This is a genomic window from Cronobacter sp. JZ38, assembly GCF_008932145.1.
Classification (GTDB): domain Bacteria; phylum Pseudomonadota; class Gammaproteobacteria; order Enterobacterales; family Enterobacteriaceae; genus Cronobacter; species Cronobacter muytjensii.
This window is the reverse complement of the sequence record NZ_CP017662.1, coordinates 1,500,609-1,526,388: the sequence shown is the minus strand read 5'-3', so window position 1 is coordinate 1,526,388 and position 25,780 is coordinate 1,500,609. Positions and strand designations below refer to the sequence as shown.

General features: G+C 57.8%; 27 protein-coding genes, 1 tRNA gene and 2 pseudogenes. 10 read left to right on the top strand and 20 right to left on the bottom strand.

Features of this window, described 5'->3' with window-relative positions; translation table 11 throughout:
* The first annotated feature begins 302 nt into the window (after positions 1-302).
* A complete protein-coding gene (fadL, locus tag BJP61_RS07230) occupies positions 303-1,664 on the top strand; it encodes a long-chain fatty acid transporter FadL (protein WP_171998062.1) in 1,362 nt (453 codons plus the stop codon).
* 160 nt (positions 1,665-1,824) lie between these two features.
* Here the strand turns inward: fadL and mlaA are convergent, their stop codons facing one another.
* Genes mlaA through ccmA form a run of 10 tightly spaced genes read right to left on the bottom strand, consistent with a single transcriptional unit; the run spans position 1,825 to position 9,490 of the window.
* Positions 1,825-2,580, bottom strand: coding sequence for a phospholipid-binding lipoprotein MlaA (mlaA, locus tag BJP61_RS07225; RefSeq protein WP_038861470.1), 756 nt, complete (start codon positions 2,578-2,580; stop codon positions 1,825-1,827).
* A 23-nt stretch (positions 2,581-2,603) separates the two neighbouring features.
* Positions 2,604-3,803, bottom strand: coding sequence for a c-type cytochrome biogenesis protein CcmI (gene ccmI, locus BJP61_RS07220; protein ID WP_171998061.1), 1,200 nt, complete (start codon positions 3,801-3,803; stop codon positions 2,604-2,606).
* A complete protein-coding gene (locus tag BJP61_RS07215; protein WP_038861464.1) occupies positions 3,800-4,261 on the bottom strand; it encodes a cytochrome c-type biogenesis protein in 462 nt (153 codons plus the stop codon). The genes ccmI and BJP61_RS07215 overlap by 4 nt, the downstream gene beginning before the upstream one ends.
* Positions 4,258-4,815, bottom strand: a complete 558-nt coding sequence (locus BJP61_RS07210) for a DsbE family thiol:disulfide interchange protein (RefSeq protein ID WP_038861462.1) — start codon at positions 4,813-4,815, stop codon at positions 4,258-4,260. The genes BJP61_RS07215 and BJP61_RS07210 overlap by 4 nt, the downstream gene beginning before the upstream one ends.
* On the bottom strand, positions 4,812-6,761 hold the full coding sequence (locus BJP61_RS07205; RefSeq protein ID WP_171998060.1) for a heme lyase CcmF/NrfE family subunit: 1,950 nt from the start codon (positions 6,759-6,761) through the stop codon (positions 4,812-4,814). The genes BJP61_RS07210 and BJP61_RS07205 overlap by 4 nt, the downstream gene beginning before the upstream one ends.
* Positions 6,758-7,237 (bottom strand): cytochrome c maturation protein CcmE, encoded by a 480-nt coding sequence (gene ccmE, locus BJP61_RS07200; RefSeq protein WP_038861459.1) that lies wholly within the window; start codon positions 7,235-7,237, stop codon positions 6,758-6,760. The genes BJP61_RS07205 and ccmE overlap by 4 nt, the downstream gene beginning before the upstream one ends.
* Positions 7,234-7,440: a heme exporter protein CcmD gene (gene ccmD, locus BJP61_RS07195; RefSeq protein ID WP_038861458.1), complete on the bottom strand. Its 207-nt coding sequence runs from the start codon at positions 7,438-7,440 to the stop codon at positions 7,234-7,236. Before ccmD ends, ccmE begins: the two co-directional genes overlap by 4 nt.
* Entirely contained in the window at positions 7,425-8,177 is a 753-nt protein-coding gene (locus BJP61_RS07190) for a heme ABC transporter permease (RefSeq protein WP_171999270.1), read from the bottom strand. Before BJP61_RS07190 ends, ccmD begins: the two co-directional genes overlap by 16 nt.
* Positions 8,178-8,216: 39 nt before the next feature.
* Positions 8,217-8,876, bottom strand: coding sequence for a heme exporter protein CcmB (gene ccmB / locus BJP61_RS07185; RefSeq protein ID WP_038861456.1), 660 nt, complete (start codon positions 8,874-8,876; stop codon positions 8,217-8,219).
* On the bottom strand, positions 8,873-9,490 hold the full coding sequence (ccmA, locus tag BJP61_RS07180; protein WP_161578910.1) for a cytochrome c biogenesis heme-transporting ATPase CcmA: 618 nt from the start codon (positions 9,488-9,490) through the stop codon (positions 8,873-8,875). The genes ccmB and ccmA overlap by 4 nt, the downstream gene beginning before the upstream one ends.
* Before the next feature lie 198 nt (positions 9,491-9,688).
* Between ccmA and BJP61_RS07175 the strand changes: the two genes are divergently transcribed.
* From BJP61_RS07175 to BJP61_RS07165, 3 genes are all read left to right on the top strand, one after another.
* Entirely contained in the window at positions 9,689-10,639 is a 951-nt protein-coding gene (locus tag BJP61_RS07175) for a formate/nitrite transporter family protein (RefSeq protein WP_038861454.1), read from the top strand.
* 76 nt (positions 10,640-10,715) lie between these two features.
* Positions 10,716-10,790, top strand: a tRNA-Arg gene (locus tag BJP61_RS07170).
* A gap of 535 nt (positions 10,791-11,325) precedes the next feature.
* Positions 11,326-11,742: a DUF2000 domain-containing protein gene (locus tag BJP61_RS07165; RefSeq protein WP_038861452.1), complete on the top strand. Its 417-nt coding sequence runs from the start codon at positions 11,326-11,328 to the stop codon at positions 11,740-11,742.
* A gap of 75 nt (positions 11,743-11,817) precedes the next feature.
* On the opposite strand, the gene BJP61_RS07160 is transcribed toward BJP61_RS07165, so the two are convergent.
* Both BJP61_RS07160 and BJP61_RS21660 read right to left on the bottom strand, forming a co-directional pair.
* Entirely contained in the window at positions 11,818-12,636 is an 819-nt protein-coding gene (locus BJP61_RS07160; protein ID WP_171998059.1) for a CPBP family intramembrane glutamic endopeptidase, read from the bottom strand.
* A gap of 331 nt (positions 12,637-12,967) precedes the next feature.
* Positions 12,968-13,256: pseudogene (locus BJP61_RS21660) on the bottom strand (MFS transporter); the annotation flags it as partial.
* Positions 13,257-13,258: 2 nt separating this feature from the next.
* Here BJP61_RS21660 and BJP61_RS07155 point away from each other — a divergent pair.
* Both BJP61_RS07155 and BJP61_RS07150 read left to right on the top strand, forming a co-directional pair.
* Positions 13,259-13,459: pseudogene (locus BJP61_RS07155) on the top strand (LysR substrate-binding domain-containing protein); the annotation flags it as partial.
* Positions 13,460-13,904: 445 nt separating this feature from the next.
* Positions 13,905-14,339, top strand: a complete 435-nt coding sequence (locus tag BJP61_RS07150) for an anti-adapter protein iraM (RefSeq protein ID WP_171998058.1) — start codon at positions 13,905-13,907, stop codon at positions 14,337-14,339.
* A gap of 145 nt (positions 14,340-14,484) precedes the next feature.
* Here the strand turns inward: BJP61_RS07150 and BJP61_RS07145 are convergent, their stop codons facing one another.
* From BJP61_RS07145 to BJP61_RS07130, 4 genes are read right to left on the bottom strand one after another with little or no spacing between them, the layout of a single operon-like run.
* Positions 14,485-15,483: a transketolase family protein gene (locus BJP61_RS07145; protein ID WP_171998057.1), complete on the bottom strand. Its 999-nt coding sequence runs from the start codon at positions 15,481-15,483 to the stop codon at positions 14,485-14,487.
* 10 nt (positions 15,484-15,493) lie between these two features.
* A complete protein-coding gene (locus tag BJP61_RS07140; RefSeq protein ID WP_171998056.1) occupies positions 15,494-16,327 on the bottom strand; it encodes a transketolase in 834 nt (277 codons plus the stop codon).
* A gap of 15 nt (positions 16,328-16,342) precedes the next feature.
* Positions 16,343-17,092, bottom strand: a complete 750-nt coding sequence (locus tag BJP61_RS07135) for a glucose 1-dehydrogenase (RefSeq protein ID WP_038861441.1) — start codon at positions 17,090-17,092, stop codon at positions 16,343-16,345.
* A 51-nt stretch (positions 17,093-17,143) separates the two neighbouring features.
* A complete protein-coding gene (locus BJP61_RS07130) occupies positions 17,144-18,472 on the bottom strand; it encodes an MFS transporter (RefSeq protein WP_171998055.1) in 1,329 nt (442 codons plus the stop codon).
* A 238-nt stretch (positions 18,473-18,710) separates the two neighbouring features.
* Between BJP61_RS07130 and BJP61_RS07125 the strand changes: the two genes are divergently transcribed.
* Both BJP61_RS07125 and BJP61_RS21655 read left to right on the top strand, forming a co-directional pair.
* Positions 18,711-19,631, top strand: coding sequence for a LysR substrate-binding domain-containing protein (locus BJP61_RS07125; protein WP_038861436.1), 921 nt, complete (start codon positions 18,711-18,713; stop codon positions 19,629-19,631).
* Between the two features lie 200 nt (positions 19,632-19,831).
* Positions 19,832-20,065 (top strand): DUF943 family protein, encoded by a 234-nt coding sequence (locus BJP61_RS21655; protein WP_255485510.1) that lies wholly within the window; start codon positions 19,832-19,834, stop codon positions 20,063-20,065.
* A 60-nt stretch (positions 20,066-20,125) separates the two neighbouring features.
* Here the strand turns inward: BJP61_RS21655 and BJP61_RS07115 are convergent, their stop codons facing one another.
* From BJP61_RS07115 to budA, 3 genes are read right to left on the bottom strand one after another with little or no spacing between them, the layout of a single operon-like run.
* Positions 20,126-20,896, bottom strand: coding sequence for a (S)-acetoin forming diacetyl reductase (locus BJP61_RS07115; protein WP_171998054.1), 771 nt, complete (start codon positions 20,894-20,896; stop codon positions 20,126-20,128).
* Between the two features lie 20 nt (positions 20,897-20,916).
* A complete protein-coding gene (gene alsS, locus BJP61_RS07110) occupies positions 20,917-22,596 on the bottom strand; it encodes an acetolactate synthase AlsS (protein ID WP_161578902.1) in 1,680 nt (559 codons plus the stop codon).
* Positions 22,597-22,617: 21 nt separating this feature from the next.
* Entirely contained in the window at positions 22,618-23,397 is a 780-nt protein-coding gene (gene budA / locus BJP61_RS07105; RefSeq protein WP_032968336.1) for an acetolactate decarboxylase, read from the bottom strand.
* 106 nt (positions 23,398-23,503) lie between these two features.
* On the opposite strand from budA, the gene BJP61_RS07100 reads away from it, so the two are divergent.
* On the top strand, positions 23,504-24,376 hold the full coding sequence (locus BJP61_RS07100) for a LysR family transcriptional regulator (RefSeq protein WP_038861418.1): 873 nt from the start codon (positions 23,504-23,506) through the stop codon (positions 24,374-24,376).
* Between the two features lie 95 nt (positions 24,377-24,471).
* Positions 24,472-25,440, top strand: a complete 969-nt coding sequence (locus BJP61_RS07095; protein ID WP_075193027.1) for a magnesium and cobalt transport protein CorA — start codon at positions 24,472-24,474, stop codon at positions 25,438-25,440.
* Here the strand turns inward: BJP61_RS07095 and BJP61_RS07090 are convergent.
* Positions 25,418-25,774, bottom strand: a complete 357-nt coding sequence (locus tag BJP61_RS07090; RefSeq protein ID WP_038861413.1) for a cupin domain-containing protein — start codon at positions 25,772-25,774, stop codon at positions 25,418-25,420. The two genes, BJP61_RS07095 and BJP61_RS07090, sit on opposite strands and share 23 nt — an antisense overlap.
* Positions 25,775-25,780 lie beyond the last annotated feature (6 nt).

Sequence of the window (25,780 nt, the reverse complement as noted above, 5' to 3'; positions counted from 1 at the left end):
CCCCCTCTCTACCTGTTCTTCCGGATTGCGTCCATAAGTGACCGAAATCACACTTAAAAATGATCTAACGCAATAATCACCAGATTTACGAATACTCTCATCGCAGAATTTTGCTAAACGGATCGCGTTTCTAAGATCACAATTGAAAAAACTTATAAACATACTTGCAACATATCTGCTGGTCGGACCTATACTCTCGCCACTGGTCTGATTTCCCTGCCGTACCTCAGACCCTACACTTCGCGCTCCTGTTACGTCACGTAACATTATTTAAATAAAAATAAATGGATGAGGTTATGGTCATGAGCCAGAAAACCCTGTTTACCAAATCTGCTTTGGCAGTCGCAGTGGCAATCGTCTCTTCTCAGGCCTGGTCTGCAGGTTTCCAGTTAAACGAATTCTCTTCCTCTGGTCTGGGCCGCGCCTACTCCGGGGAAGGCGCTATTGCGGATGACGCGGGCAACGTCAGCCGTAACCCGGCGCTGATTACCATGTTTGACCGTCCGACCTTCTCCGGCGGGGCGATTTTCGTCGACCCGGATGTGAATGTGTCTGGCCGCTCCCTTACTGGCCGCAGCCTGGACGCGGATAACATCGCGCCGACCGCCTGGGTGCCGAACCTGCACTTTGTGGCGCCGATTAACGAGCAGTTTGGCTGGGGCGCATCCGTAACCTCTAACTATGGCCTCGCGACCGAATATAACGACAGTTATGCGGCAGGCTCTGTGGGCGGTAAAACTGACCTCGAAACGCTGAACCTGAACCTGAGCGGCGCGTATCGTCTCGATAATCACTGGAGCTTCGGCCTGGGCTTCGACGCCGTCTATGCGCGCGCGAAGATTGAACGTAACGCGGGCGATCTTGGTCAACTGGTTGCCGGACAACTGAGTCAGAGACCTGAATTTACCCGTCCTGACCTGCAGGGCGCCACACTGCGTCAGATTGCGGGTTACGCTAACTCGCTGAGCAGCGATACCCAGATTGCACACCTGAAAGGCGACGAATGGGGCTTTGGCTGGAACGCAGGTATTCTGTATGAACTGGACAAAGATAACCGCTACTCACTGACCTACCGCTCTGAAGTAAAAATCGACTTTGACGGCGACTATAAAAGCAGTCTGAATCCGGCATTTAACGCCTTCCTGGCAAGCCAGCAACTCCCGCTCGGCACAGGCGGCCGCACCACGGGCGGCTCTCTGACCCTGAATCTGCCTGAAATGTGGGAAATCTCCGGTTATAACCGCGTTGCGCCGCAGTGGGCCGTGCACTATAGCCTGACCTACACCAGCTGGAGCCAGTTCCAGGAGCTGAAAGCCACCAACAGCAACGGCGACACCCTGTTCAAGAAAGAAGAGAAGTTTAAAGACGCGTACCGCATCGCGCTCGGCACCACCTATTATATGGACGACAACTGGACCTTCCGTACCGGTATCGCCTTTGATGACAGCCCGGTGCCCGCGCAGCAACGCTCCATCTCTATTCCGGACCAGGACCGTCTCTGGCTGAGCGCCGGTACGACCTACGCCTTCAATGAAGACGCCTCTGTGGATGCCGGCGTGTCTTATATGCACGGTCAGCACGTGGAATTCACCGAAGGCCCGTATACTTTCAAATCTGAAGGTAAAGCCTGGCTGTACGGTGTGAACTTCAACTATAAGTTCTGATAACCCTGTATATTGAAAAGGCGGGCTGCGGCTCGCCTTTTTTATTGTCGGTTTTAATGCCGCGATATTGCCGGTTTTAATGCCACGATAAATAAAGAAGGCGAGCCTGAATGCCCGCCTTCTTTATTTATTTGCCTTCAGGATTAACGCATCCGGCTATTTATTCCGAATCGATATCTTTCAGGTCACCCTCGATCGCCTGCGCGTTGGGGTTTTCATTTGGCTTGAGCTTGCCGCCATTGGCGATGAAATCGTGGCGCTGGAAATACGCCTCACGCACCATGATGTAAGGATCGGACGACTGGCGTAGCAGCCCGTCGGAATCCAGCAGTTGCGCACGGGTTTCCACACCTTCCACCGCCCATTTGCCGAGCGACAGCGGCCAGGTCAGCCAGGACAGCACCGGATAAGTGGTATCTGCCATATCGCCAACATCTTCACGCAGCGTGAAGCTGCCGTAGAACGGCAGTTGCAGATACGGGCCGTAACCCACGCCGTAACTGCCAAGCGTGCTGCCGAAACGGTGCGGCTCTTCGCGCTGCAATTTCGGGTTCGCCATCCCGGCCACATCGATAAAACCGCCCATCCCCAGCAGGGTATTCAGGAAGAAACGGGTGAAATGCACCATCCCCTGGTAGGGGTCGCCCTGCAGGAATTTATTGAGCATGGAGGCGGGTTCTTCAAGGTTGCTGGTGAAATTGCCCAGCCCGTTGCGCGCCGGTTGCGGCACATAGTCGCGCCAGGCGACAGCCACCGGGCGCAGCACATAAGGGTCCACCACTTCAAAGTTGAAGGTATACATGGTGCGGTTGAACCCTTCGAAGGGGTCGGAGCGCCCTTGCTGCGGGTCTGACGAGCTGGCGCAGCCCACCAGAAGCGTGGCCGCCAGCGCAAGCCCGGTAAGGCGAAAGTTCATAGCAGTCTCCCTGTAAATGATAACTAACCCGCTCCTGATGGCGAAGGCGCAACCAGGACGTCCACCGGCGAAGCCGGGTTGAGCGAGGTGAAGCGGCGCTCTCCTGTCCAGTCTCCGGGCTGCACAGCGGCGTTGCCGTCCCGGGAAATATGTACCTTCACGATGCCTTGCGACACCTGCCCAAGCCCCCGTTCCGGCAGCATGGCGTCAGCGTCATCCAGAGTTATTGTCAGCGGAAAATGGCCCAGCGGCAATTTTTTTACCACCACCGGCACGTTTGATACGCCATCCGTCACGCTGATAAAGAGTATCCCTTTATTCGGCAAGGCTTTTTTTGTTGCGGGTGAGAGCGTGATTTTAACAGCCAGTTTCGCATTGTCCATGCCGCTGTCCACCCGCGCCTGCTGAATGCCGCGCGCGACTGCCGCCCGACGCGGATCGCCCGTTGGCAGTTGTAAAAGCAGCGCCTGCCAGTACGCGATTGCCTCCGGATAGCGCTGCTGGCGAAATGCGCTTAAGGCCAGCAGCTCAGGCGCGCGCAGATTGCCGGGCGCCTGCGCCGCAACCTCTTTGAGCATCTGCTCGCCCGTCGCGTTATCCTCCGGCTGCGTTGAGCGCACCAGCACTTCAGCATAGTCGAGCCGCGCCTTTATGCTTTGCGAATCGAGCTGCCAGGCGCGTTTAAACGCGTCTGTCGCCGTATCGGCGTTATTCAGCACCATGCCGATACGCCCGAGCATCGCCCAGCCCGCGCGGTTGTGCGGCTCGTCCTGTAAACGCGTACGCAGCCCAAGCCCGAGGCGCGTCAGTTCGTCAACGCTCAGCGGCGCGGCGTGCGGGTCCATCACGCGCGCCACCAGCACGGGCGTCTCACGCGTCGCGGCCTGCCACTCGCCGACCGCCTTCAGGCTGTTGGTAGCGAGGAAAAGCCCGACGCTGACCGCGGCTACCAGCAGCGCGCCCGTCAGCAGCGTGCCGCGGCCGACGGCGGCGGGCGCCTGCGCGGGCCGCGCCGGGATATCCGCCAGCAGGCTGCGCTGCAGCTCAAGCGCCAGCGCCTGACGCGCTTCGGGCGGTTCGTCGTCAAGTTCGCGCAGACGTGAATGGTAAAGCGTCTGGTTGAGCGCGTCGCGGTCGGCAGCGCGCTGGTCGCGCCACGGCCAGAACACCAGCGCCGCGACGCTCAGCAGCAGGACGACGATGAGCAAGATTATCGCGGTCACGGACGTTTTCCTCTTTCATCGAGCAACGCGCGCAGCCGCTGCCGTTCGTCGTCATCAAGCGGCGCCGGTTCGCGCTGTTTACGTCGCGCACGGCTGATAATGACGCCCACTCCGCCTGCCGCAAACAGCGCGGGCAGCAGCCAGAGAATCAGCGTGCCAGGCGTCACGGGCGGCTCATAGGTGACGAAATTGCCGTAGCGCGCCACCATATACGCCACAATCTGCTCGCGGCTCTGCCCCTGCTGCATGAGCTCATAGACCTTCTGACGCATATCGGCGGCAATCATCGAGCCGGAATCGGCGATGCTGTTATTCTGGCATTTCGGGCAGCGCAGCTCGCTTATCAGCTCGCGGAACTGCTGCTCCTGCGCCTCGCTCTGAAAAGGATAAACGTCGCTGGCCGCCAGCGCCTGACACGCCAGCAGCAGGCCGGCAAGCAGAGTCAAAAAGGGTTTCACGATCCGCCCTCCCGGTTCAGCGCGTCCCACCGCGGCGCTATCTCCTCGCGCCAGACCTTATCGTTCAGTTCGCCCGCGTGGCGATAGCGGATAACGCCGCGCGCATCAATAACAAACGTCTCCGGCGCGCCATAAACGCCGAGATCCAGCCCCAGCATGCCGCTGCCGTCAAACAGGCTCAGCGCGTAAGGATTGCCAAGGTGATTGAGCCACGCCACGGCTTTAGCGCGATCGTCTTTATAATTGAGCCCCACCACCCGCACGCCACCGGCGGCGAGCCCGTTGAGAAACTGATGTTCAGCGCGGCAGGTCGGGCACCAGGTGGCCCAGACATTCAGCAGCAGCGGCTTGCCGTTTAAGAGCGCCGCGCGATCGTACGTGACGTTCGGATCGTCCAGCGCCGCGAGCCGGAAGGCGGGCAGCGGTTTGCCGATCAGCGCAGACTCCAGCTGCGACGGGTCATCGCCTGCGGCGTTGCGCGTCAGTTGCCAGAACAGCGCCGCCGCCAGCAGCAGAAACAGCGCCAGCGGGATCAGTAACAGACGGCGTTTCATGCGGCCTCCTGCCATTTTTTCAGGCGATAGCGTGGGTCGAGCATACACAGCAGCCCGCCAAGCGCCATCAGCAGCCCGCCGTACCAGACCCAGCGGACAAACGGTTTGTAATAGAGCCGTACCGCCCAGCTGCCGTCGCCGAGGGGTTCACCGAGCGCCGCGTAGAGATCGCGCGTCAGCCCGCCGTCAATGGCGGCTTCGGTCATTACCATCCGGTTGCTGTTATAGGCGCGCTTTTCGGCACGTAGCGTCGTCTCGGGTTTGCCGTCGCGCAGCACATCGATAATGCCCACTGTGCCGCGCCAGTTTGGCCCCTGCGCGTCGCGCACCTCGCGAAAAACAAACCGGTAGTGGTGAATTTCAACATGGTCGCCCGCCGTCATGCGCACGTCGCGCTCCACGCTGTAGTTCTGGCTGAAGGCGATGCCGATAGCAGTGACCGCCAACCCCACATGCCCGAGCGTCATACCCCAGTGGCTGCGGCCAAGTTTCAGCACTCCGCGCCAGAGGCTATGCCGGTGCGTGGCGCGCTCGTGCAGCTCCATCAGCGTTAATACCAGCACCCAGGCCGCCATCATTACCCCGGCCACCGCCATCCCTTTGACGCTGTCCTGTAACAGCCACGGCAGCAGCAGCGAGGCCGCCAGCGTCACCGCCAGCGCCGCCAGCAGGCGACGGCGAAGTTTCTGCGGCTCGTCGCGACGCCAGCGCACCAGCGGCCCGACGCCGAGCAGCAGCGCGAACGGCGCCATCAGCGCGCTAAAAAGCAGGTTAAAAAACGGCGCGCCGACGGAGACCGACCCCCGCCCAAGCGCTTTATGCACCAGCGGCAGCAGCGTGCCGAGAAGCACTACCAGCATGGCGGTAATCAACAGGATATTGTTGCCGAGCAGGAAGCTTTCGCGTGACCAGAGCGCATTGCCGATCCGCGCCCGGACGCTGCCGCCTTTAATGGCATAAAGCAGCAGCGAACCGCCGATGACGACAACCAGCAGCGCCAGAATAAACATGCCGCGCGCCGGGTCGGAGGCGAACGCGTGTACCGACACCAGCACGCCGGATCGCACCAGAAACGTGCCGAGCAGACAGAGCGAAAACGCGGTAATGGCAAGCAGCACGGTCCAGGCGCGGAAGCTGCCGCGCTTTTCGGTCACCGCCAGCGAATGCATCAGCGCAGTGCCCGCGAGCCATGGCATCAGCGACGCGTTTTCGACAGGGTCCCAGAACCACCAGCCGCCCCAGCCCAGCTCGTAATAGGCCCAGGCGGAGCCGAGCACGATACCGACAGTCAGAAACGCCCATGCCGCCTGCGTCCAGGGCCGCGACCAGCGCGCCCAGGCGGTATCGAGCCGCCCACTGAGCAGCGATGCCACAGCAAAGGCAAACGCGACCGAAAACCCGACATATCCCATATAAAGCAGCGGCGGATGGAAAATCAGCCCGATATCCTGGAGCAGCGGGTTAAGATCGCGCCCTTCAATCGGGTAATCCGGCAGCGTGCGGGCAAACGGATTTGAGGTCAGCAGAATAAACAGCAGAAAACCGACGTTAATACCGCCCATCACCGAGAGCACGCGCGCAATCGCCTCCTGCGGCATGTTGCGGCTAAAGAGCGCCACTGCAAACGTCCAGCCGCCCATCAGCAGTACCCACAACAGCAAAGAACCCTCATGCGCGCCCCAGGTCGCGGCCACGCGATACCAGACCGGCAGCTCGCTGTTGGAATTACTCGCCACATAGAGCACCGTGAAATCATTGACCACAAAGGCGTGAACCAGGATGAGAAACGCGCCGAGCAGGCAGGCAAAAAGCGCGCAGGCGAGCGGTCGGGCCAGCGCCATCAGCCGCGGCGCCTGACGTATCGCGCCCCACTGCGGCCAGAGCGTGAGCAGCAACGCCAGCCCCGCGGCGAGACAGAGCAGAAAGTTACCGATTTCCGGCATCATGGGCGAGTATCCTTATACGCCTGCGGCGAACGCGAGTGATTCGTCTCCATCGCCGCTTTCACCTCCGGCGGCGTGTAGTTTTCGTCGTGCTTCGCCAGCACTTCGCGGGCGTGAATGCGCCGGTCGTCGCCAAGCACGCCCTGCGCCACCACCCCCTGCCCCTCACGGAACAGATCGGGCAGAATGCCGTCGTAATCGACATCCACCACGCCGCGCGCGTCATAGAGCCGGAAGCTCACCTTCAGGCTGTGGCTGTCGCGCTTCACGCTGCCTGGCATCACCATACCGCCGACGCGCAGCCGCTGCCCCGGCTCGGGCTTCGCCTGCGTTTCACCTTTGCCGTAGAGGATTTCGCCCGGCGTGTAGAAGAGATCGATATTGGCGCGCAGCGCGTAGAGCACCAGCGCGAGCGTCAGTCCCAGGCCCGCCAGTACGGCGAGCGCCAGCCAGAGCCGGGTTTTACGGCGCGGCGTCATGGCGGCGTCTCCATATCCGCCTGCGCGTGCTGGCGTCTGCGCTCACGCGCCTCCCGTTTTGCTATCTCCCGGCGCAACGCGCGGCGCGCAAGGAGGGTATGCGCCACCAGCAGCGCCAGCGGCAAAATGGTCATCGCCACCGCCAGCCAGACGTAAAAGGCGTAGCCGCCCATCAGAAAAAATGCGGTTAACGCGGCGGACATGAGGGGCTCCCGGATCGATTCAACACGGCGGCGACCCACGGACGGCGGCGCTCCTGGAACAGCACCAGATTGCCGAGACGCATCAGCGTGAGAGTAATAAAGAGGCACAGAAAACCGGCGATATTCCAGCGCAGCGGCGCGCGCATGCTCGGGTCGATGCTCTGCTGCATATTGGTGGAGCCCTGATGCAGCGTGTTCCACCACTCCACCGAATAGTGAATGATGGGCAGGTTTACCACCCCCACCAGCACCAGCACGCCTGCGGCGCGTCCCGCCAGACGGCGATCATCGAACGCGTGCCAGAGCGCGATCACGCCTGCGTACAGAAACAGCAACACCAGTTCGGAGGTGAGCCGCGCGTCCCAAATCCACCAGGTGCCCCACATCGGTTTGCCCCAGGCCGAGCCGGTGACCAGCGCGATAAAGGTATAGACCGCGCCCACCGGCGCCATCGCCATCACGGCAAGATCGGCGGCTTTATGCTGCCACACCAACCCGATAAACGCCGCCACCGCCATCGACGCGTAAATGCCCATCGACCCCATCGCCGCCGGCACATGCAGATACATGATGCGGTAGCTGTCGCCCTGCTGATAATCAGGCGGCGCGAAGACAAATCCCCAGACGCAGCCGGTCGCAAGCGTCACGGCGCTCAGCCACGCGAAGCCGGGCGTCAGCCGTCGGCAAAGCCCGTAGAGCCGTTCAGGCCGGGTCCAGGGATGTAAGAATTTCCACATGTTGTCGCTCACAAAACGTTAACGCCCGCGCAGGCGGGCTTACTGAGTCGATATTCGTAGCGCCGCCGCGGTCGCGAACGGCGTCAGCGTGACGCTTCCCGTCAAAAACGCGCCGGACAGCGCGAAAAACCCGCCCACCGGCAGCCGCATCACGGCGGCGTCCACCGCGGCGGTAGAGAAAATCAGCAGCGGCACCGCCAGCGGCAGAATAATCAGGCTCAGTAGCATCCCGCCGCGGCGCAGCCCGACCGTCAGCGCCGCGCCGAGCGCGCCAAGTAAGCTTAGCGTCGGCGTGCCAAGAAGCAGCGTCAGCATCAGCGTCAGCGCCGCATGGCCGTTGAGCCCGAGCAGCAGCGCCGCCAGCGGCGACAGCGCCACCAGCGGCAGCCCGGTAACCACCCAGTGCGCGGTCACTTTCGCGAGAACCACCTGCGGCAGCGGTATCGGCAGCAGCATCAGTTGCTCAAGCGCGCCGTCGCGCCAGTCGTCGCGAAACAGCCGGTCCATCGCCATCAGCGCGGCGAGCAGCGCGGCCACCCACACCACGCCCGGCGCAATGCGCGCAAGCAGTTGCGGCTCAGGGCCGATGCCGAGCGCGAACAGCACAATCACGACCAGAAAAAACCACAGCGGGTTAAGCAGTTCGGCGACGTGACGCGCGGCCAGGCGCAGCTCGCGCCGGATAATACGCCCCATCATGCCGCGCGCTCCGCCGTCAGGCTCAGCGTGCGCAGCGGGCAATGTAACGCGCGCAGCGGCTGATGGGTGGTGAGGATTATCGCGCCGCCGCGCGCGGCGTGTTGTTCAAGACAGCGCGTAAAGGCTTCAACCCCTGCGGCATCAAGCGCCGTCAGCGGTTCATCAAGCACCCAGAGCGTCGCGTCGCTAAGCCACAGGCGCGCCAGCGCGACCCGGCGCTGCTGGCCTGCGGAGAGCTGCCCGACCGGCAAATCCTCATACCCGCCAAGCCCGATGGCCGCCAGCGCCTGCCAGCGCGCGTCGCGCGGCGCGGCGGGGTGATAAAACGCGAGATTTTCATCGGCGGTCAGCGCCGCGTTGATGCCCGGCAAGTGGCCGAGCCACAGGAGATCGCGGTGAAAGGCCTTACGATTGTGTGCAAGCGGCTCACCGCGCCAGTACACCTCGCCCTGCTCAGGACGCGCCAGCCCTGTCAGCAGCCGCAGAAGCGACGTCTTCCCCGCCCCGTTCGCCCCGACAAGGTGCACCACCTCGCCTGACGTCACGCGAAACGACAGCGCGCGAAACAGCAGGCGCTCGTCACGCAGGCAGGCAAGATTGCGGGCTTCTAACATGGGCAGCTCCTTTCAGGCGAGTCGGGAATAGTAACACAGGGGGATGACGCGGCCACCTTACGCGCCGCGCAGGCGGCGAAACCCTGTGCAATAGCGCGCGAATTCGTCACCATGCAGGCCGAATTGTCTGTTTTTGCGGATAACCGCCGCCGACGCGCTACGCTTAACGCAGCCCCCTATATCTGACAGGAGCCCCATATGGACAAGATTGGCGAGGAAAAGATCGACGCCTCGGATGAACTGGAAGTCGAGAGCGAAGAGAAAAAAAGCGGTAAAGAGATAGAAGTGGATGAAGAAGCCCTGCCGTCGCGCGCGATGGCCATTCATGAGCATATCCGTCAGGATGGCGAAAAAGAGATGGAGCGCGACGCGATGGCACTGTTCTGGTCGGCTATCGCCGCCGGGCTGTCGATGGGCGCCTCGCTGCTTGCGAAAGGGATTTTCCATGTGCATCTGGAAGGCATTCCGGGCGGCTTTTTGCTGGAAAACCTCGGCTATACCTTCGGCTTTATTATCGTCATCATGGCGCGCCAGCAGCTCTTTACCGAAAACACCGTGACCGCGGTCTTACCGGTGATGCATAACCCTACCGCCACTAACGTGATGCTGCTGTTGCGCCTCTGGGGCGTGGTGCTGCTCGGCAATATCGTTGGCACCGGCCTTGCGGCGCTGGCGTTTGAGTTTATGCCTATTTTTGATGAAGCCACGCGTGACGCTTTTGTGAAAATCGGCATGGAAGTGATGCACAACACGCCGGGCGAGATGTTCGCCAACGCGATTATCTCCGGGTGGATCATCGCGACAATGGTCTGGATGTTCCCTTCCGCGGGCGCGGCCAAAATCGTGGTGATTATCCTGATGACATGGCTTATCGCGCTTGGCAACACCACGCATATCGTGGTCGGCACCGTCGAAATTCTCTATCTGGTGTTTAACGGCACGATCCACTGGAGCGAGTTTTTCTGGCCGTTCGCCCTGCCGACGCTTGCGGGCAATATCATCGGCGGGACGTTTATCTTCGCGCTGCTGAGCCACGCGCAGATCCGTAACGATATGGCGGCGCAGAAAAAGGAACAGGCCACCGCGCAGGCGAAAAGCGAGAAAGTGATTGCGCAAAAAGAGGAAGAAGCACGACGCGCCGCGCGCTAAGTATGGCGAGGAATTGAACAAACAGGCGGTTAAGCCCTTAACGGCGGTGTAAAAATCGGTATACTGACGCCGCCTCGTCCCCTTAGTTAAATGGATATAACGAGCCCCTCCTAAGGGCTAGTTGCAGGTTCGATTCCTGCAGGGGACGCCATTTCTTAGTTCGCCCGCCGTTGAAACCGTTCGCAAATCTTATTAAAACCCAGTCTCCAGGCCGTTTCAGCGTTCGCGCTTGTTCACGTCAGTTCTTTGCAACCCTCATTTTTTCCTGGGTAAATTTTGGGTAATGATTTTTGCCCATCGAATTTACCCAATGGGATTTTACTTACGGCGTACCATTTATCAGACAGACGCCGCCAGACCAGCGAAAACCGCTACCGCCTCGGCGGGAAAATGAATGGTTGATACCTGTCAGTGCGCGGAAAACGGTGCGATGGATTCGTTACCGGTCTGGCGTTCCGTACTTCAAAAAGCCTCCGGGCGCAGTCTGCCAGCTTCAGGAGCAGGAGGTTTGAACTGAACGCGAGCGTGCGCCGGAGATGCGTTCTGTGGCCTCACGACATTGTGCTGACAACTTTTATTTCAGAAAGTGGTCATGATCAACAGCAATGATGAAGCCATCAGGTAGCGCTATGCTGAAGATTCATTGTTAACTGAAACGAAAGACGTTAAAGGAGCCGCACAACAAGATGTTTGAAGATAACCAGAAAAAGCTCTATATCATCGTTAACCGCAACATGGATGCTTCTGTGTTAATGAATGCGACAGGGCATCTGGCAGCCGGAATAATGCAAAAAGCCCAGGAGGGTATATTTCATGATTACCCCAATGACGCGACTGGCCTGAAGGCATATCTTAGCCACTACCCGGTTGTCATTCTGCAGGCTAAAAACAGTAATCAACTCAACTCAGCGATCCTCAAATGTAGGGATGCGGGTCTGGTATATAACTTTTTCACTTCAACCATGCTCGGGCAGTCGACGGAACAGCAAATTGAAGCAACCAAAAACGCTGCGCCGGAAGCGCTCGAATTTATTGCCATCGCCATCTTCGGTGATACTGAAGTTATGCAGCCGATCACCAAAAAATTTTCGGTTTACAAATAAAATAAATATTGTATTGAAGCCCTCGCAGAAGGGCTTCTTTCATACAGAACTGCCGTTGATCTGCACAGCGCATTCTTAATGTTTAAGCATGGGATACGTAAAAAATAAAAGATGCACGCAGTTCAGGCCAAAATGAAATAACGTTGCAACCCATAACCTGCCGCTCCACATCCATGCCAGGCCATAAATAATACCGGACAGGCATGCAAAATAAATTAAAAGAGGCCCACCCGCGTAGTGCATAAGACCAAAGGCGACAGCGGTGATCAGCAATGCTGCAAAGGGGTGAAGAAACCGGGTTAAACGCTGTTGCAAATAGCCTCTGAAAAACGCTTCCTCCGCTAAAGAAACAAAGAAAAGGTTTGCGAGAGCAAACTGAGTAAACCAGCCGGGTGCATGCAGTTCGACTTTCAGCCCACCCAGAATAACGGCCAGCATCAGTAAAGCCGGAATAGCCAGAATCAGACCGCACCACGCCAGCGCGCCGACTTTTACAACAGGCTGTGTGACGAACAGCGTTGAAATACCGATCAAAAGAACAAACGGTACTAATGCCTTATCGAAGTTAAAATACATACTGAATGGCACGCTTTGAGGCCCCACCGTGACCGCGTTCAGCATTTTCGGGTTATTGAAGCCGGGAATCAGGTGCAAAATCAGGGCGATCGCAATCAGTACACAAAATCCCTCAAGCCAGTACGCATATCTGGTACTCCTGTTACGAAACCGCTCAATGAATACTCCCGCAGCGACAAGAGCCCCGATAAGTATTAACGCCGGTATCTGGAGATGTTGCGCTTCCCAGCCCATAAAGGCCGTAATGACAAGAAAAAAATAAGCCAGATATCTGTTTACGGAAAGTGCCGCAAGCGAGGCTGCAAGGAGATACCACATAAATATCCTTAATTACAGGTATGCAATTCAGTTAAAAGATGCGGGGTTAAGTCCCTCCTCCCCGGGCCGTTATCGCGCGGCGCGTATAACACATGGATACGGCTTGCAACCGTCTCACAGCGCTGCTCAAAGATCCCGCCCGGGAGGTTTAACCCCGAGTAGGATTTTACCTAAGCCAAATTAGCCATTCAAATTGTAAGTGTTTAATTCTATGCGATTATTTCGCCGGGTATTATTTGTTGCTTAATCGGTTTGAGGCCAGCGCCCTTTCTGTCATTTCTGCATGCCGCTTTATGACAGGCGCGGAGTGATATTGATCAATAACAGAATTATCCGGCTGGAGAGGACGTTTAGCCAGTTTTCGTTGCAGTATTATGATCATTACCGGAAATCCAGATGCGGTTAATGCGCTTATTAACAGCAGTCGGTTTACGTTTTCCGTCGCCCCCCTTTTCAGGTAGTAATAAAGAAGACAAAAAGAATGCGAGAGTGGTTATCAGGTACATTATTGCGGTTTGCAATGAAGTAAAACTGGCCCGTTGCTCATCCTCTGGATAATGAATAGCCACCGACGAAGCGGAAACAAGCCGGCTATATGAGGCACCAAGAAATAACGTGACAGGTCGGTTTTGCCATTCTGTTGAAACACGCCTGCCAGCCGTACATTAACGATGGACGATTAATTGAGATTCAATCAGAACACCCGGCAGCCCCGTTGCAGTTGTTCGCCGTTTATTCAGACAGACGTTACTTGCCCGCCAAAACAAGGGCGCTTATTGATTTCATGCATCTGAGGTTGAGCAATCTCTCCTTAGCAACCTGAGACAGCAAGGTAGCCCTGGCGCGCTGAGCAGGCGCAACGCATCTCAGCTTCGCTGAGAACGTCAGCGGTTCGCGGGACGCGTCTCTTAAAGCTCTGCATTGTTCGCCCGCAACTCGCGCCCCCTGCCCTTCACTTAACCTTACTTACAGTGTGGTTAAACTTTTTTACAAATCCACGGCTACGCTTAAGGCGGCTTTAGTTCTACCCAATCCTTTTGTAACGATTATTGCTTCATCCCGGCAGAGTATCGCCGGGTTTTTTTATGCCTGCGCCACCGCGACCGGATAATGTTGACGAACAAAAATCAGCCCTCTTTTTTGTAAGGTCGTTTGTAAGAATCCGCATTGCCTCCTACACTTTTTTTACGTCACGAATTTTCAAAGACGGCCTGGCGCTCCACCTCTGGCGCGCTTTTCGCATAACTTAATAACAAGAAACATGATTTATGGATTGGAAAATAGTAGATACGTTAGCAAGCCCCGACACAGGCACCACATTCACGCTCGTAGAGACCCCTTACGGGCTGCGTTACATCCTCTGGTTTAAAGGCGATTATTTCCTGCGGCGAGGCCAGATCCTCTCAACATGTAATGAGGGTTTACGGGTAGATGGCCGACTGCGGGCGATCTCCATTATCCACGCCGCGCCTTACAGTGGGCGGCTTTGGCAAAACCTGGCCGAGAAAACAAACTGCCCCGGTAACGCTGGCGAAACCACCGGAGCATGCCCTGGCGGCAAACGCTGTCTGTTTAAGCTCTGCCCTTATGGATTAAGAGAATATCCGCTGGAGAGTTATTATATGGAAAAAAATAACTACCCCCAAAGCGGTGGGTTTGAGCGGTTACAGGCAGGCGACTGTGGGCCCGGTTACCAGCGTTAGGGGCGCAGGCATCACGATATCGTCAGTAAAGTAAACGCCGCGCCGGGCAAGCCCGTCGTCAGGCAAACAGGCCGTTATCCACTTTCAACCACCAAAAAGCCCACCCGGAAGCGGTGGGCTTTTCAGTTTACTTATGCATGAGCCGTTACAGGCGCGACTTGATTTTTTGTACCATCATGGCGGTCGAAATGCCGTAGCGATCATGCAGCGTCGGCAGCGCGCCAGCCAGAAGAAACTCATCGGGCAGGCCAACAGTATCGAGCTGAGCGCGCACGCCGCGACGCATCAGTAATGCGGCGACCGCCTCGCCAAGCCCGCCGACGGCGCTATGGTTTTCCGCCGTGATCACCAGCCGTCCAGGCTTTGACGCCTGTGCGACAATCGTCTCTTCATCGAGCGGTTTGATGGTCGGCGCATGGAGCACCGCGACGCCGATATTGTCCTTGCGCAGCTGCGCCGCAGCCTCCAGCGCGCGCATGGTCATGATGCCGGAGGAGATAATCAACACCTCGTTGCCCTCCTCCAGCAGCTTCGCCTTGCCCACCTCAAACTGGTAATCATATTTATCCAGCACCACCGGCACTTTACCGCGCAGCAGGCGCATATAGACTGGCCCCTGATGGTCAGCGATGGCGGTTACCGCCTGCGCGGTATCCAGCGCGTCGCAGGGGTCGATAATAGTCATGCCGGGGATGCCGCGCATAATAGCGAGATCTTCCGTCGCCTGGTGGCTCGGGCCATAGCCGGTCGTCAAACCCGGTAGCGCCGCGCAGATTTTCACATTCAGATTCTCTTCGGCAATGACCTGATGGATAAAATCATAGGCGCGCCGGGTAGCGAAGACGGCGTAAGTGGTCACAAACGGCGTAAAGCCCTCTTTCGCCATCCCGCCCGCCGCCCCCATCAGCAACTGTTCCGCCATACCCATCTGGAAAAAGCGTTGCGGAAACGCGTTAGCGAAAATATGCAGATCGGTGTATTTCGCCAGATCGGCGGTCATACCGACAATTTCCGGGCGCTGCTGCGCCAGGTCGACAAGCGCATGGCCGAACGGCGCGGCACGCGTCTCCTGGCCCTCGTCAGCGATGGAGGCGATCATGGCGGACGTCGTCAGACGCGGTTTGGATGTCAACGTATTGCTCATGGCATATTCCTCAGGGTTGGCTGGCGTCTAACACGGCGAGCGCTTTCTGCCATTCATCGGCATCCACGCGGATAAAATGGTTTTTGTCGCGCGCTTCAAGGAACGGCACACCTTTGCCCATCAGGGTGTCGCACAGGATAACGCGCGGCCGATCGCCCTGATGCTGCGTGGCGTTGTCAAACGCGGCGATGACCGCCGCCAGATTGTTGCCGTTCACCCGTTGCACATACCAGCCGAATGACGCCCACTTATCCTGCAACGGCTCGAAGCCGAGAATTTTCAACGAATTACCGTCCGCCTGCTGACGGTTGATATCCACAAGATTAATCAGGTTGCCGAGCCTATGGTGGGCTGCCGACATCGCGGCTTCCCAGGTGGAACCCTCGTCCAGCTCGCCATCAGACATTGAGTTAATGACCCACGCCGGGTTATTTTTCTGCCGCAGGCCGAGCGCCATCCCAACGGCGATACTGAGCCCCTGCCCGAGCGACCCACCGGAGATCTCCATACCTGGCGTATAGGTCGCCATACCGGACATCGGCAGGCGGCTCTCATCCGCACCGTAGGTTTCAAGCTCCTCCTGAGGAATAATTCCCGCCTCGATCAGCGCCGCGTAATATGCGATAGCATAATGCCCGTGCGAGAGCAGAAAACGGTCACGCCCTTCCCACTCCGGCTCCTGAGGGCGAAACGACATGGTATGCGCGAAGGCGACCGCCAGCACGTCGGCATAACCCAGCGCCTGGCCGATATACCCCTGGCCCTGAACTTCGCCCATTTGCAGGGCGTAGCGGCGAATGCGCCACGCCGCCTGGGCCACTTTTTGTAATTCTGTCTGTGACATCGTAAGGCTCCGCGCTTAATGAATTAACATGCCGCCGTTCACGTCGAGCGTGATGCCGGTGCAGTAAGAAGAGAGATCGCAGCCGAGGAACAGCGCGGCGCGGGCGATATCCTGCGCGTCGCCGAGGCGGTTAAGCGGAATACCCGAGAGGATATTCTGACGCATCTCGTCGGTAAGCTTGCCGGCGGTGATATCGGTCTGGATGAGGCCCGGCGTGATGGCGTTGACGCGCACATTATCCGGCCCCAGTTCACGCGCCATGGCACGTGAGAGCCCCAGCACGCCGGCTTTAGCGGCGCTGTAGTGCGGGCCGCCGAAAATCCCGCCGCCGCGCTGGGCGGAAACGGACGAAATACAGACGATGCTGCCGCTTTTTTGCCGACGCATGGTGGGGATCACCGCCTGAGACATTAATAATGTGCCGCGCAGGCTGACATCCAATACCGCGTCATAATTCTCGCGTTTAATATCCATCAGCCTGAGCGGCTGGGTAATACCCGCGTTATTCACCAGCACGTCCACGCGGCCATATTTCCCAAGGATCTGCTCAATGGCGGCATTGACCTGTAATTCGTCCGCCACGTCGGCGGCAAGGCCGAGATGCCGTTCGCCAAGCGAAGCGGCCGCATTCTGACTACGGGTAATATCGAGATCGATAATCACCACCGTGGCGCCCTGGTCGGCAAATAATTTTGCCGTGGCAAAACCCAGACCACGTGGGGAGGCCGCGCCGGTAATAACGGCGACTTTATCTGTTAACAGCATGTGTGACTCCTGGTTTTCTATGTCCGAGCCGGAATAAGACGTCGGGATTAATTAACGGGGTTCATCAAGCAGCGCGATAACTACTAATCCCACCGCCGCGCAGGCGCCGAAATAAGTAAATACCGCATTGAAATTGCCGGTGGTGTCGAGCAGAAACCCGGCCACCATCGGGGAAACAAAACCGCCCAGATTCCCGCCGGTATTGATTATCGAGGCGGCAATGGGGTAGGTTTTGGCGTCCGCCACAGCCATACCGTAAGCGGTGAAGGCAGGCCAGCCAATATTCAGACAGAGCCCAACCATAAATAAGCCAACACAGACCGCAGTGGTGCTCTGCGCAATATTAAGCATCACCAGCATCATTAACATGGTCGCGATCGCAGTAAACATCATGGTCGGTTTACGACGGCGGCCTAATAGCTTATCGGAAATATAACCACCGCCGATGGCGCCAATAAACCCACCGATGCAGGGCATACTGGCCACCAGCCCCATGCTTAAAAAGTTAAAGCCTTTCTCTTTAACCAGGTAGAGCGGGACCCAGGTTAATAAACCATATAACACGCTAACCATCATAAAATAGGCCAGGCAGTCGCCGAGAATATTACGCGAGGTAAACAGGCCTTTTACCGTGTTTATCGGCTCGCATGGCCGTACGCGGATAATTTTATCCAGCAGCGCGAATTTAGGATGTAAATCGATATTCTCGCGCGCCGTGTTATTTTCCTGACGGTCAGATTCGATAAATTCGCGCTCGTTTTGCGAGACAAAGCGGCTCTCCCCCGGTGATGATCGCACCAGCAGATACCAGGCGATAGCGATAACAATCCCCGGGATCGCGAAGGAATAAAACACCCAGCGCCAGCCCCAGGTCACGGCAATCCACACGGCGAGCGGGGGTACGATAATTGGCGCGAACATGGTGGCGGCGATATAGACTCCGGTGGCGGTCGCTTTTTCTTTTGCCGGGAACCATTTATTAATGGTAGAAGCGAGCCCCACCGGGCACGGCCCCTCCGCCACGCCAAGCCCGAGGCGAATAATCTTCAGTCCAAACACTGAACTGGCGGTGCCCATCAGCCAGGTAAAAAACGAAAAGCCGAATACCGACAGCGCCACCATCCCCCGAATACCGCGTTTCGCAATAAAAAAACCGGCGGGGATTTGCGTCAGGGCATAGCCAAGAAAAAACATGCTGGCAATCGCGCCGGCTTCGAAATTATTAATATGGAATTCATCAATAATAAAAGGCAGCACCGCGCCAATATTGGTGCGATCCGCATAATTAATGGCATAGACAACGAATATTAACGCCAGTACGACGAAGCGATAATTTGTCGACTTCCTCTTTACGTAACTTGCAGATTGTATTTGGCTCATATTTCGTCTCGTAATCGGTTAAACGGACATGTCGGCTTCTGTTTTTATTCTGTCTGGGGACTATAGCGGACACCAAAACAATGAGAATGCAATTCTCCTCAATAGCTGTTGAGAAAAATTTGCTTTGTGATATACCTGTCGAAATCCGCCGAGTGAAAATTTAAAAGGCGGGAAAAAAGGCTGCGCGGGATCACACTTTTGTTTTTTTGCGTCGCATGACGTTTTAACAGGAGGCCCTATGGCACCGGAAAGCAAAAAAATATTACCCGTCCCGTCGCTCAGGAATATCCAGACGTTTCTTGAGGTGGCAAACGCAGGCAGCATCAGCCAGGCAGCGGCGTTGCTGAACGTCACGCCGTCGGCGGTAAGCCACCAGCTCACCAGTCTTGAGCAATTTATCGGTAAGAAACTACTGATTCGCAACGGCAACGGCATTGTGCTCACGGCGGTGGGCAAAACCTATTATCAGGAGATCTCTGGCGCGATTAATACGATTGGCCGCGCGACAGATCTGGCGATTAACGATATTCACCACGACATTCTCCGGCTGCACTCATCACCGAGCCTCGGACTGCTGTGGCTGATGCGTCGCCTGAATAAATTCAACGCTGCCCATCCTGAGATTCACCTTAATCTCACCTGCTCTTATGAAAATCTTCAGTTCACGCGTGACAATATTGATATCGATATTCGTCACGGCTATCCCGACTGGCCGACGTTGCAGGTTCATTCGGTAAAAAATGAAAAAATGGTGGCGCTGGCGACGCCGGAATATCTGTCGCGCCACCCGGTGAGCACACCGGACGATCTGCTCAACCATACGTTAATCCACTCCTCCAGCACGCTGATTAACTGGAACGCGTGGTTCTCGTGGTTCAACATCCCCGCCAGAGAGAAGAACTATATGTTCAGCTTTGATCGCTCTTATATGAGCTTCGAGGCGGCGCGCATGGGCATCGGGGTGATTCTGGAGAGCAACCTGCTGGCGAAGCACTACCTTAACGAAGGGATTCTGGTACCGGTGTTCGGCGAAGCGTGGGCGCTGCCGCTTAGCGCGCACCATATCGTGCTGCCGCATGCCAGCCAGCGTAAGCAGAAAGTGAGCCTGTTTCTCGACTGGTTCAGCCGCGAACTGCAACAGGAAGGGTTCGCGCTCTGAGCGCTGCAAAAAGCGTCTGGTCTCACCGTCGTGACGATGGCCTGTGCTGTAGGGCATATTTCCGGTGGTTTTTTATATCGCGATGATTTTGCACCTGCGCGCGTTGTTAAACATTTCCCTTCGTCACCTGAAGGAAACGTAGCGTAGTGGGTTAAAGAAGGCCCGGCACTCACAGACGCGCGCCCTGGCAATAAAAAACGATGACCGTCAGCAACGATTATCTTTCCGCCTTCGAGAAGGGTTATCAGCCGCCGGGTAAAGAAGCTCGTCTCTGTTTTGCTGATATCAACGCGCCAGATACGTGTCTTAATAAACACATCCTGATGATTGTCCGTGAGCGCAAAGACAGCCATACGCAGTTCGATATGGATGATGACACCTGGTTCGCGGCGTCATCGTACAGCAGCAGTAATCCCCTTTTGCCCGTGCCATAAAAAAACCCACCGCATTAACGGTGGGTTTTCGGACATGCCGAAAAAGGTAGATGATAAGGATTAACTAAATACCATGCCGCCGTCGATAAGCAGCGACTGGCCGGTCATGTAGTCGGAATCGGGGCCGGCCAGGAACGAGACGCACGCGGCGACATCTTCCGGCTCGGAGAGGCGGCCCAATGTAATGCGTTTGGCGAATTCCTCCGTGCCGTAGCCGAGCGGTTTGCCTGCAGCTTCGGAGATCTGGCGATCGATTTCCGCCCACATCGGCGTTTTCACAATACCGGGGCAGAAGCCGTTGACGGTGATGCCGAGCGGGGCTAAATCGCGCGCGGCGGTCTGGGTCAGGCCGCGCACCGCGAATTTACTGGAGCTGTAGACCGCGAGTTCCGGGTTGCCGACGTGGCCCGCCTGCGAACAGGCGTTGATGATTTTCCCGCCGTGACCTTCCGCTTTGAAAGCCTCAATGGCCGCCTGCATACCCCAGATAACGCCTTTAACATTGATGTTATAGACCTTGTCGATAACCTCTTCGGTTATCGTCTCAATCGGCGTGGACGGCGCAATGCCCGCGTTGTTGACGATAACGTCAAAGCCGCCGAGCGCATGGCGGGTCTGTTCCACCGCCGCGAAAACCTGATCGCGTCGGGAGACATCCACCGTCACCGCTATCGCGCTGCCGCCCTGCTCGTTGATTTCCTGCGCCACGGCATTGGCGGTTTCGGCGTTGTAATCGGCAATCGCGACCGCAAAACCGTCTTTCACCAGGCGCAGCGCGATGGCTTTGCCTATGCCCTGCCCTGCGCCAGTCACCAGTGCAACTTTTTTCATAATCCGTTCCTTTTGGTAAGTCAGAGAATCTGGCTGAGATGGAGCTGTCCCATCAGCAGCGGGTTATCGCTGTAGTCGACCGGAACGGCGACCACCGCCGGCCCGTCGACATCCATCGCGGCGCGCAGCGTCGGCTCCAGCGCCTCGGCGCTTTCCACCGCGAACCCGGCGGCGCCGAAAGCCTCTGCATAGGCTTTGAAATCCACTGGCCCGAAGTTAACGCCGGAGAGCCGCTGATATTTTTTCTCTTCCTGGATAGCCACCATGTTGTAGGCGTTGTCCACCCAGATGATGTGCAGCACGTTGGCTTTGAGACGCACGGCGGTTTCAAGCTCCATGCTCGATTGCAGGAACCCGCCGTCGCCGGACACCGACACCACTTTACGGCCCGGCTCCACCAGCCAGGCGCCGATGGCCCAGGGCAGCGCCACGCCCATCGTCTGCTGACCGTTGGAGATCATCACCTGACGCGCACGGAAGCTGTAGAGATAGCGCGCAATCCAGATATGGAAACTGCCCATATCGACCGTCAGCGTCACGTCGCTGTTGATGATGTCCTGCATGGCGCGCACGATCCGCAGCGGATGCAGCGCGAACTGGTTAAGCTGCGCCCCCCGGCGCGCCAGCAGCTCGCGCTGGTTCTGGCGATCGATGAGAATTTCTGACGCCCGGTCGCTCAATACCAGCGGCTGCGCGATGCGCCCGGCAAGTTTTTCCAGCGTGCCGGCGATATCGCCCACCAGTTCGATTTCCGGCGAATAGTGGCTCTCTTCATAGGCAGGCAGCACATCGATATGCACCAGCGTCGCCTTGCCGCTGTTCCACATCGCGGGCTCATATTCCACCGGGCTGTAGCCGATACAGATAATAAGATCCGCCAGATGCAGCAGCCGGTCGCCCGCCTGGTTATTAAACAGCCCGACTCGGCCCGCAAAGCGGGTGAAGTGCTCCTGATTCACCGCGCCCGCCGCCTGGTAGGTGCTGGTGACCGGAATATGGCTTTTCTCCAGCAGACGGTGCAGCGCGCGGCTGTTCTCCGGCTGGCTCGCCATCAGCCCCAGCAGGATCACCGGGTTTTTGGCGTTACGAATAAGCCCGGCGACGTGGTCTATCGCCGCGTCCGGCGCCGGGCCGAACTGCGGCGCTTTGCCCGCGGGCAGAATGTTGCCTGTCGCAGGCAAGTCGACGATATCCTGCGGCAGGCTGACAAAAGCGCTGCCCGGACGGCCATGCTCCGCCACGCGAAAAGCGTTGGAAACCACTTCCGCGATGGCGTCGGAGGAGGAAACCTCGACCGCGTATTTGGTTACCGGGCTGAACATTGCCACGGTATCCATGCTCTGATGCACCTGGCGCGCTTTATCGGCGCGGCGCACGGCCCCGCCGAGCGCGACCACCGGGTCGCCTTCACTGTTGGCGGTCGCCATGCCGGTAATGAGATTGCTGCACCCCGGCCCCGAGGTGACCAGCGCCACGCCCGCTTTGCCCGTGATGCGCCCGACGGCAGCGGCCATAAACGCCGCATTGGCCTCGTGGCGCACCGGGATAATCTGGATAGTGGAATCCAGCAGGGAGTCGAAGACCTTATCGATTTTCGCGCCGGGAATGCCGAAGACCTGTTTTACGCCCTGGGCTTCAAGCTGGCCGACCACCATGTCGGCGCCGTGCGCCCACTGGCGCACCCGGTTTTCGTTGTCCATGATTTTTCCCCTTTCAGACTGTTAGTTTTCAACCGAACGGATGGCGGCATCGAGATTGTCGGGATGCAGATTGGCGTTAAGAAACGCCGGGTCTGACGGCAGGTCGATCATCAGCTTGTGGATCTCGCCAAAGGTGAGCACGCCGTGCTCAAGCTGGTAATCGAGCAGATGCCCGCCGCCCTGGCGGTCGTCCGTAATGAAGTGTTCGTGGTAACCCGCAACGTTGATGCCCTGCATATGCTGCGGCGTGCGAAAGCCCACCAGCACGCCGTCGCGCCCGTCGAAGCGGAACACCGGCTGGTCATCGAGCACATCGGTCATGGCGCGATACGGCGGCGTCTGGCGCGGCACAGTACGGGTGTGGGCATGGCGGAAATGCCCGTCGATGCGCAGCGCGCAGAAGACGTTGTCGGACGGCACCTGCCGGTCAATGACGTCATGAATTTGCTGGCGGCTCATCGGCCGGTCGAAACGCTGGCGATAGTGCGGCTTAAACCATGTCATGACGGCGAACGGCGTTTTCTGATCGGGCTGCGCCTCGCGGGCGCTGCCGTCGGCGCGCAGCTGATGCACTTCATGGCTGAAGGCGATCAGTTCGCCGTCGAGTTCGTTAAAGGTGCCGAGGCCAAAATCGCCTTTAGTCAGAAGATCCGCGATGGTGGTGTTTCCTTCGTAAACGCCGCTCAGTAAGGCGCTCATCATGGATGTTTGATATATCACACATTCTGTATCTTTATCCCGCAGCGCCCGCACAGTTTCCAGCAAGCTTTCCTCGCAAGAACAATCGGTTGCATGGCTCATTGCACTAATCCTCACTCATATTCCGTAAGAAAGATTAATCAAATGTTGACCCGATTCAGCGTGCGGTTCCAATATAGAAAGCATCCCGGTTTGAGACGTTTTTGATATGGAACTTCGTTATTTGCGTTATTTCGTGGCGGTAGCCCAGACGCGGCACTTTACGCGGGCCGCTGAATTACTGGGGATTTCCCAGCCACCGCTCAGCCAGCAGATCCAGCGACTCGAACGTGAAGTGGGCACGCCGCTGCTGCGTCGCCTGACGCGCGGCGTGGAGCTGACCGAAGCGGGGGAAGCCTTTTATCAGGACGCCTGTCAAATTCTGGCGCTAAGCGATGCGGCGCTGGAGAAAACGCGCGGCATCGCCCGCGGCGTTAATGGCTCGCTCTCCGTCGGCATCAGTAGCTCCAATGCCTTTCACTCGCGCGTGTTCTCGCTGCTGCGCGAGTTTCAGCAGCGCTATCCGGCTATTACGCTGCTGCAACAGGAGGCCAATATGGCCGCGCTGATGCATGACTTACAGGAGGGATTGCTGGATGCCGCGTTTGTCCGCCTGCCCTGCGAGAGCAGCAAAGCGTTTAACCTGCGCCTCATTGACGAAGAACCGATGGTGGCGGCGTTGCACCAAAACCATCCGCTGAGCGCGCGTGATGAGCTGGCGCTCAGTGAACTGGCCGGCACGCCGCTGGTGCTGTTTCCGCGCGAAGTGGCGCCGGGGCTGTATGAACTGGTATTTAACGCCTGCCTGCGCGCAGGCCTCGCGCCCGCCGACAGCCAGCAGGCATCGCAGCTCTCGTCGTCGCTTAGTATGGTCGCGGCAGGTTTCGGCTTTGCGCTGGTGCCGGTGTCAATGCAGTGCATCGCGCATCCGCAAGTGACGTTTCACCGCCTGAGCGACCAGACGCTGAAAACCGATATCGCGCTGGCGTGGCGTAAATTTGAACGTTCGCCCTCGGTACGTCGTCTGGTAGAGATGTTTTAGCGCGCCAGAATTGCCTGAATTCCCGCGAAAAAGAGGAAGCCTGCGCCCACGCTGTTTATAGTTACCCGATAAGCGATACCGCAGGGATGAGAAAAATGATTGTTAACAGCATGGTCTACCGCCGCGATAAGGCGCCGGAAGTGATTAACCTCGAAGATATCAGCGAGGCTATCGAAGATCCTGAGGCGTTTATCTGGCTTGGGCTGTGGCAGCCCGACGCGCCGTTCATGCACATTATTCAGCAGGAGTTCGGGCTGCACGAACTCGCCATCGAAGACGCCCTCACCGCGCATCAGCGCCCGAAAATCGAGCAGTACGGCGAGTCATTATTTATGGTGGTGAAAACCGCCTGGATGAACCCGCAAGAGCAGATTGAATTTGGTGAAACGCACCTGTTTATCGGTAAAAATTTCCTGATAACGGTACGTCACGGCGCCTCAGAAAGTTACGCGCCCATTCGCGCCCGAGCCGAAGAAAAGCCGGAAATGCTGGCGCTCGGGCCGGGTTATGCGCTCTACTGCCTGCTCGATTTTATCGTCGATAACTATCTGGAAATCACCTCTTCGCTCACCAGCCGCATCGGCGAGATGGAAAACACGATGTTCCGCACCGAGTTTGATAAGCAGGCGGTGCAACAGGTCTATACGCTGCGCCGCCAGTTGCTGGCTATCCGCAACGCCGCGCTGCCGGTGGATGAAATTTGCAACCAGCTCATCCGCCTGCATGAGGATATTGTGCCGAAGGCGCTGCGCCCGTACCTGCGTGACGTGCAGGATCACGCTCACCATGTGGTGATGGACGCCGAAGATATGCGCGAGATGCTCACCAGCGCCATGCACGTAAATCTTGCGCTGGTGACAGTGCAGCAGAACGAAGTGGTGAAAAAGCTCGCGGGCTGGGGGGCAATTCTGGTGGTGCCGACGGTGATTTTCAGTATGTACGGCATGAACTTCGAAAATATGCCGGAGATCCGCTCGGCGTTCGGCTATCCCGCGACGATAGGCGGCACCATCGCGGTCTGTTATCTGCTCTACTGGAAGCTTAAGCGCTCGGGCTGGTTGTAAGATTGACCCGGTCGCCCCGCGTGGTCGGCTGGGAGATAACCAGAAACTCCACCTCGTGCTGCGCGTCGTTGCGCGCCTGATGCGGCGCCAGCGGCGCAATCTCTATCGCTTCGCCAGGTAAAAGCGTTATGCGTTCGCCGTTCAGCTCCATCGTGAGTTCCCCGCGCAGCACGAAAAAACACTGTCGCGACTGCTCGTGATAGTGCCGCTGCTCGGCGCGCCCGCCGGGCATACGCTCGTGGATCACGCTAAGTCCCGGGCTTTTCACCAGATGCCAGCCGTCACAGTCGCCGCCCCACAGATAATGTTCCGCATTCGCCTTGCTGATTTTCATACGCGC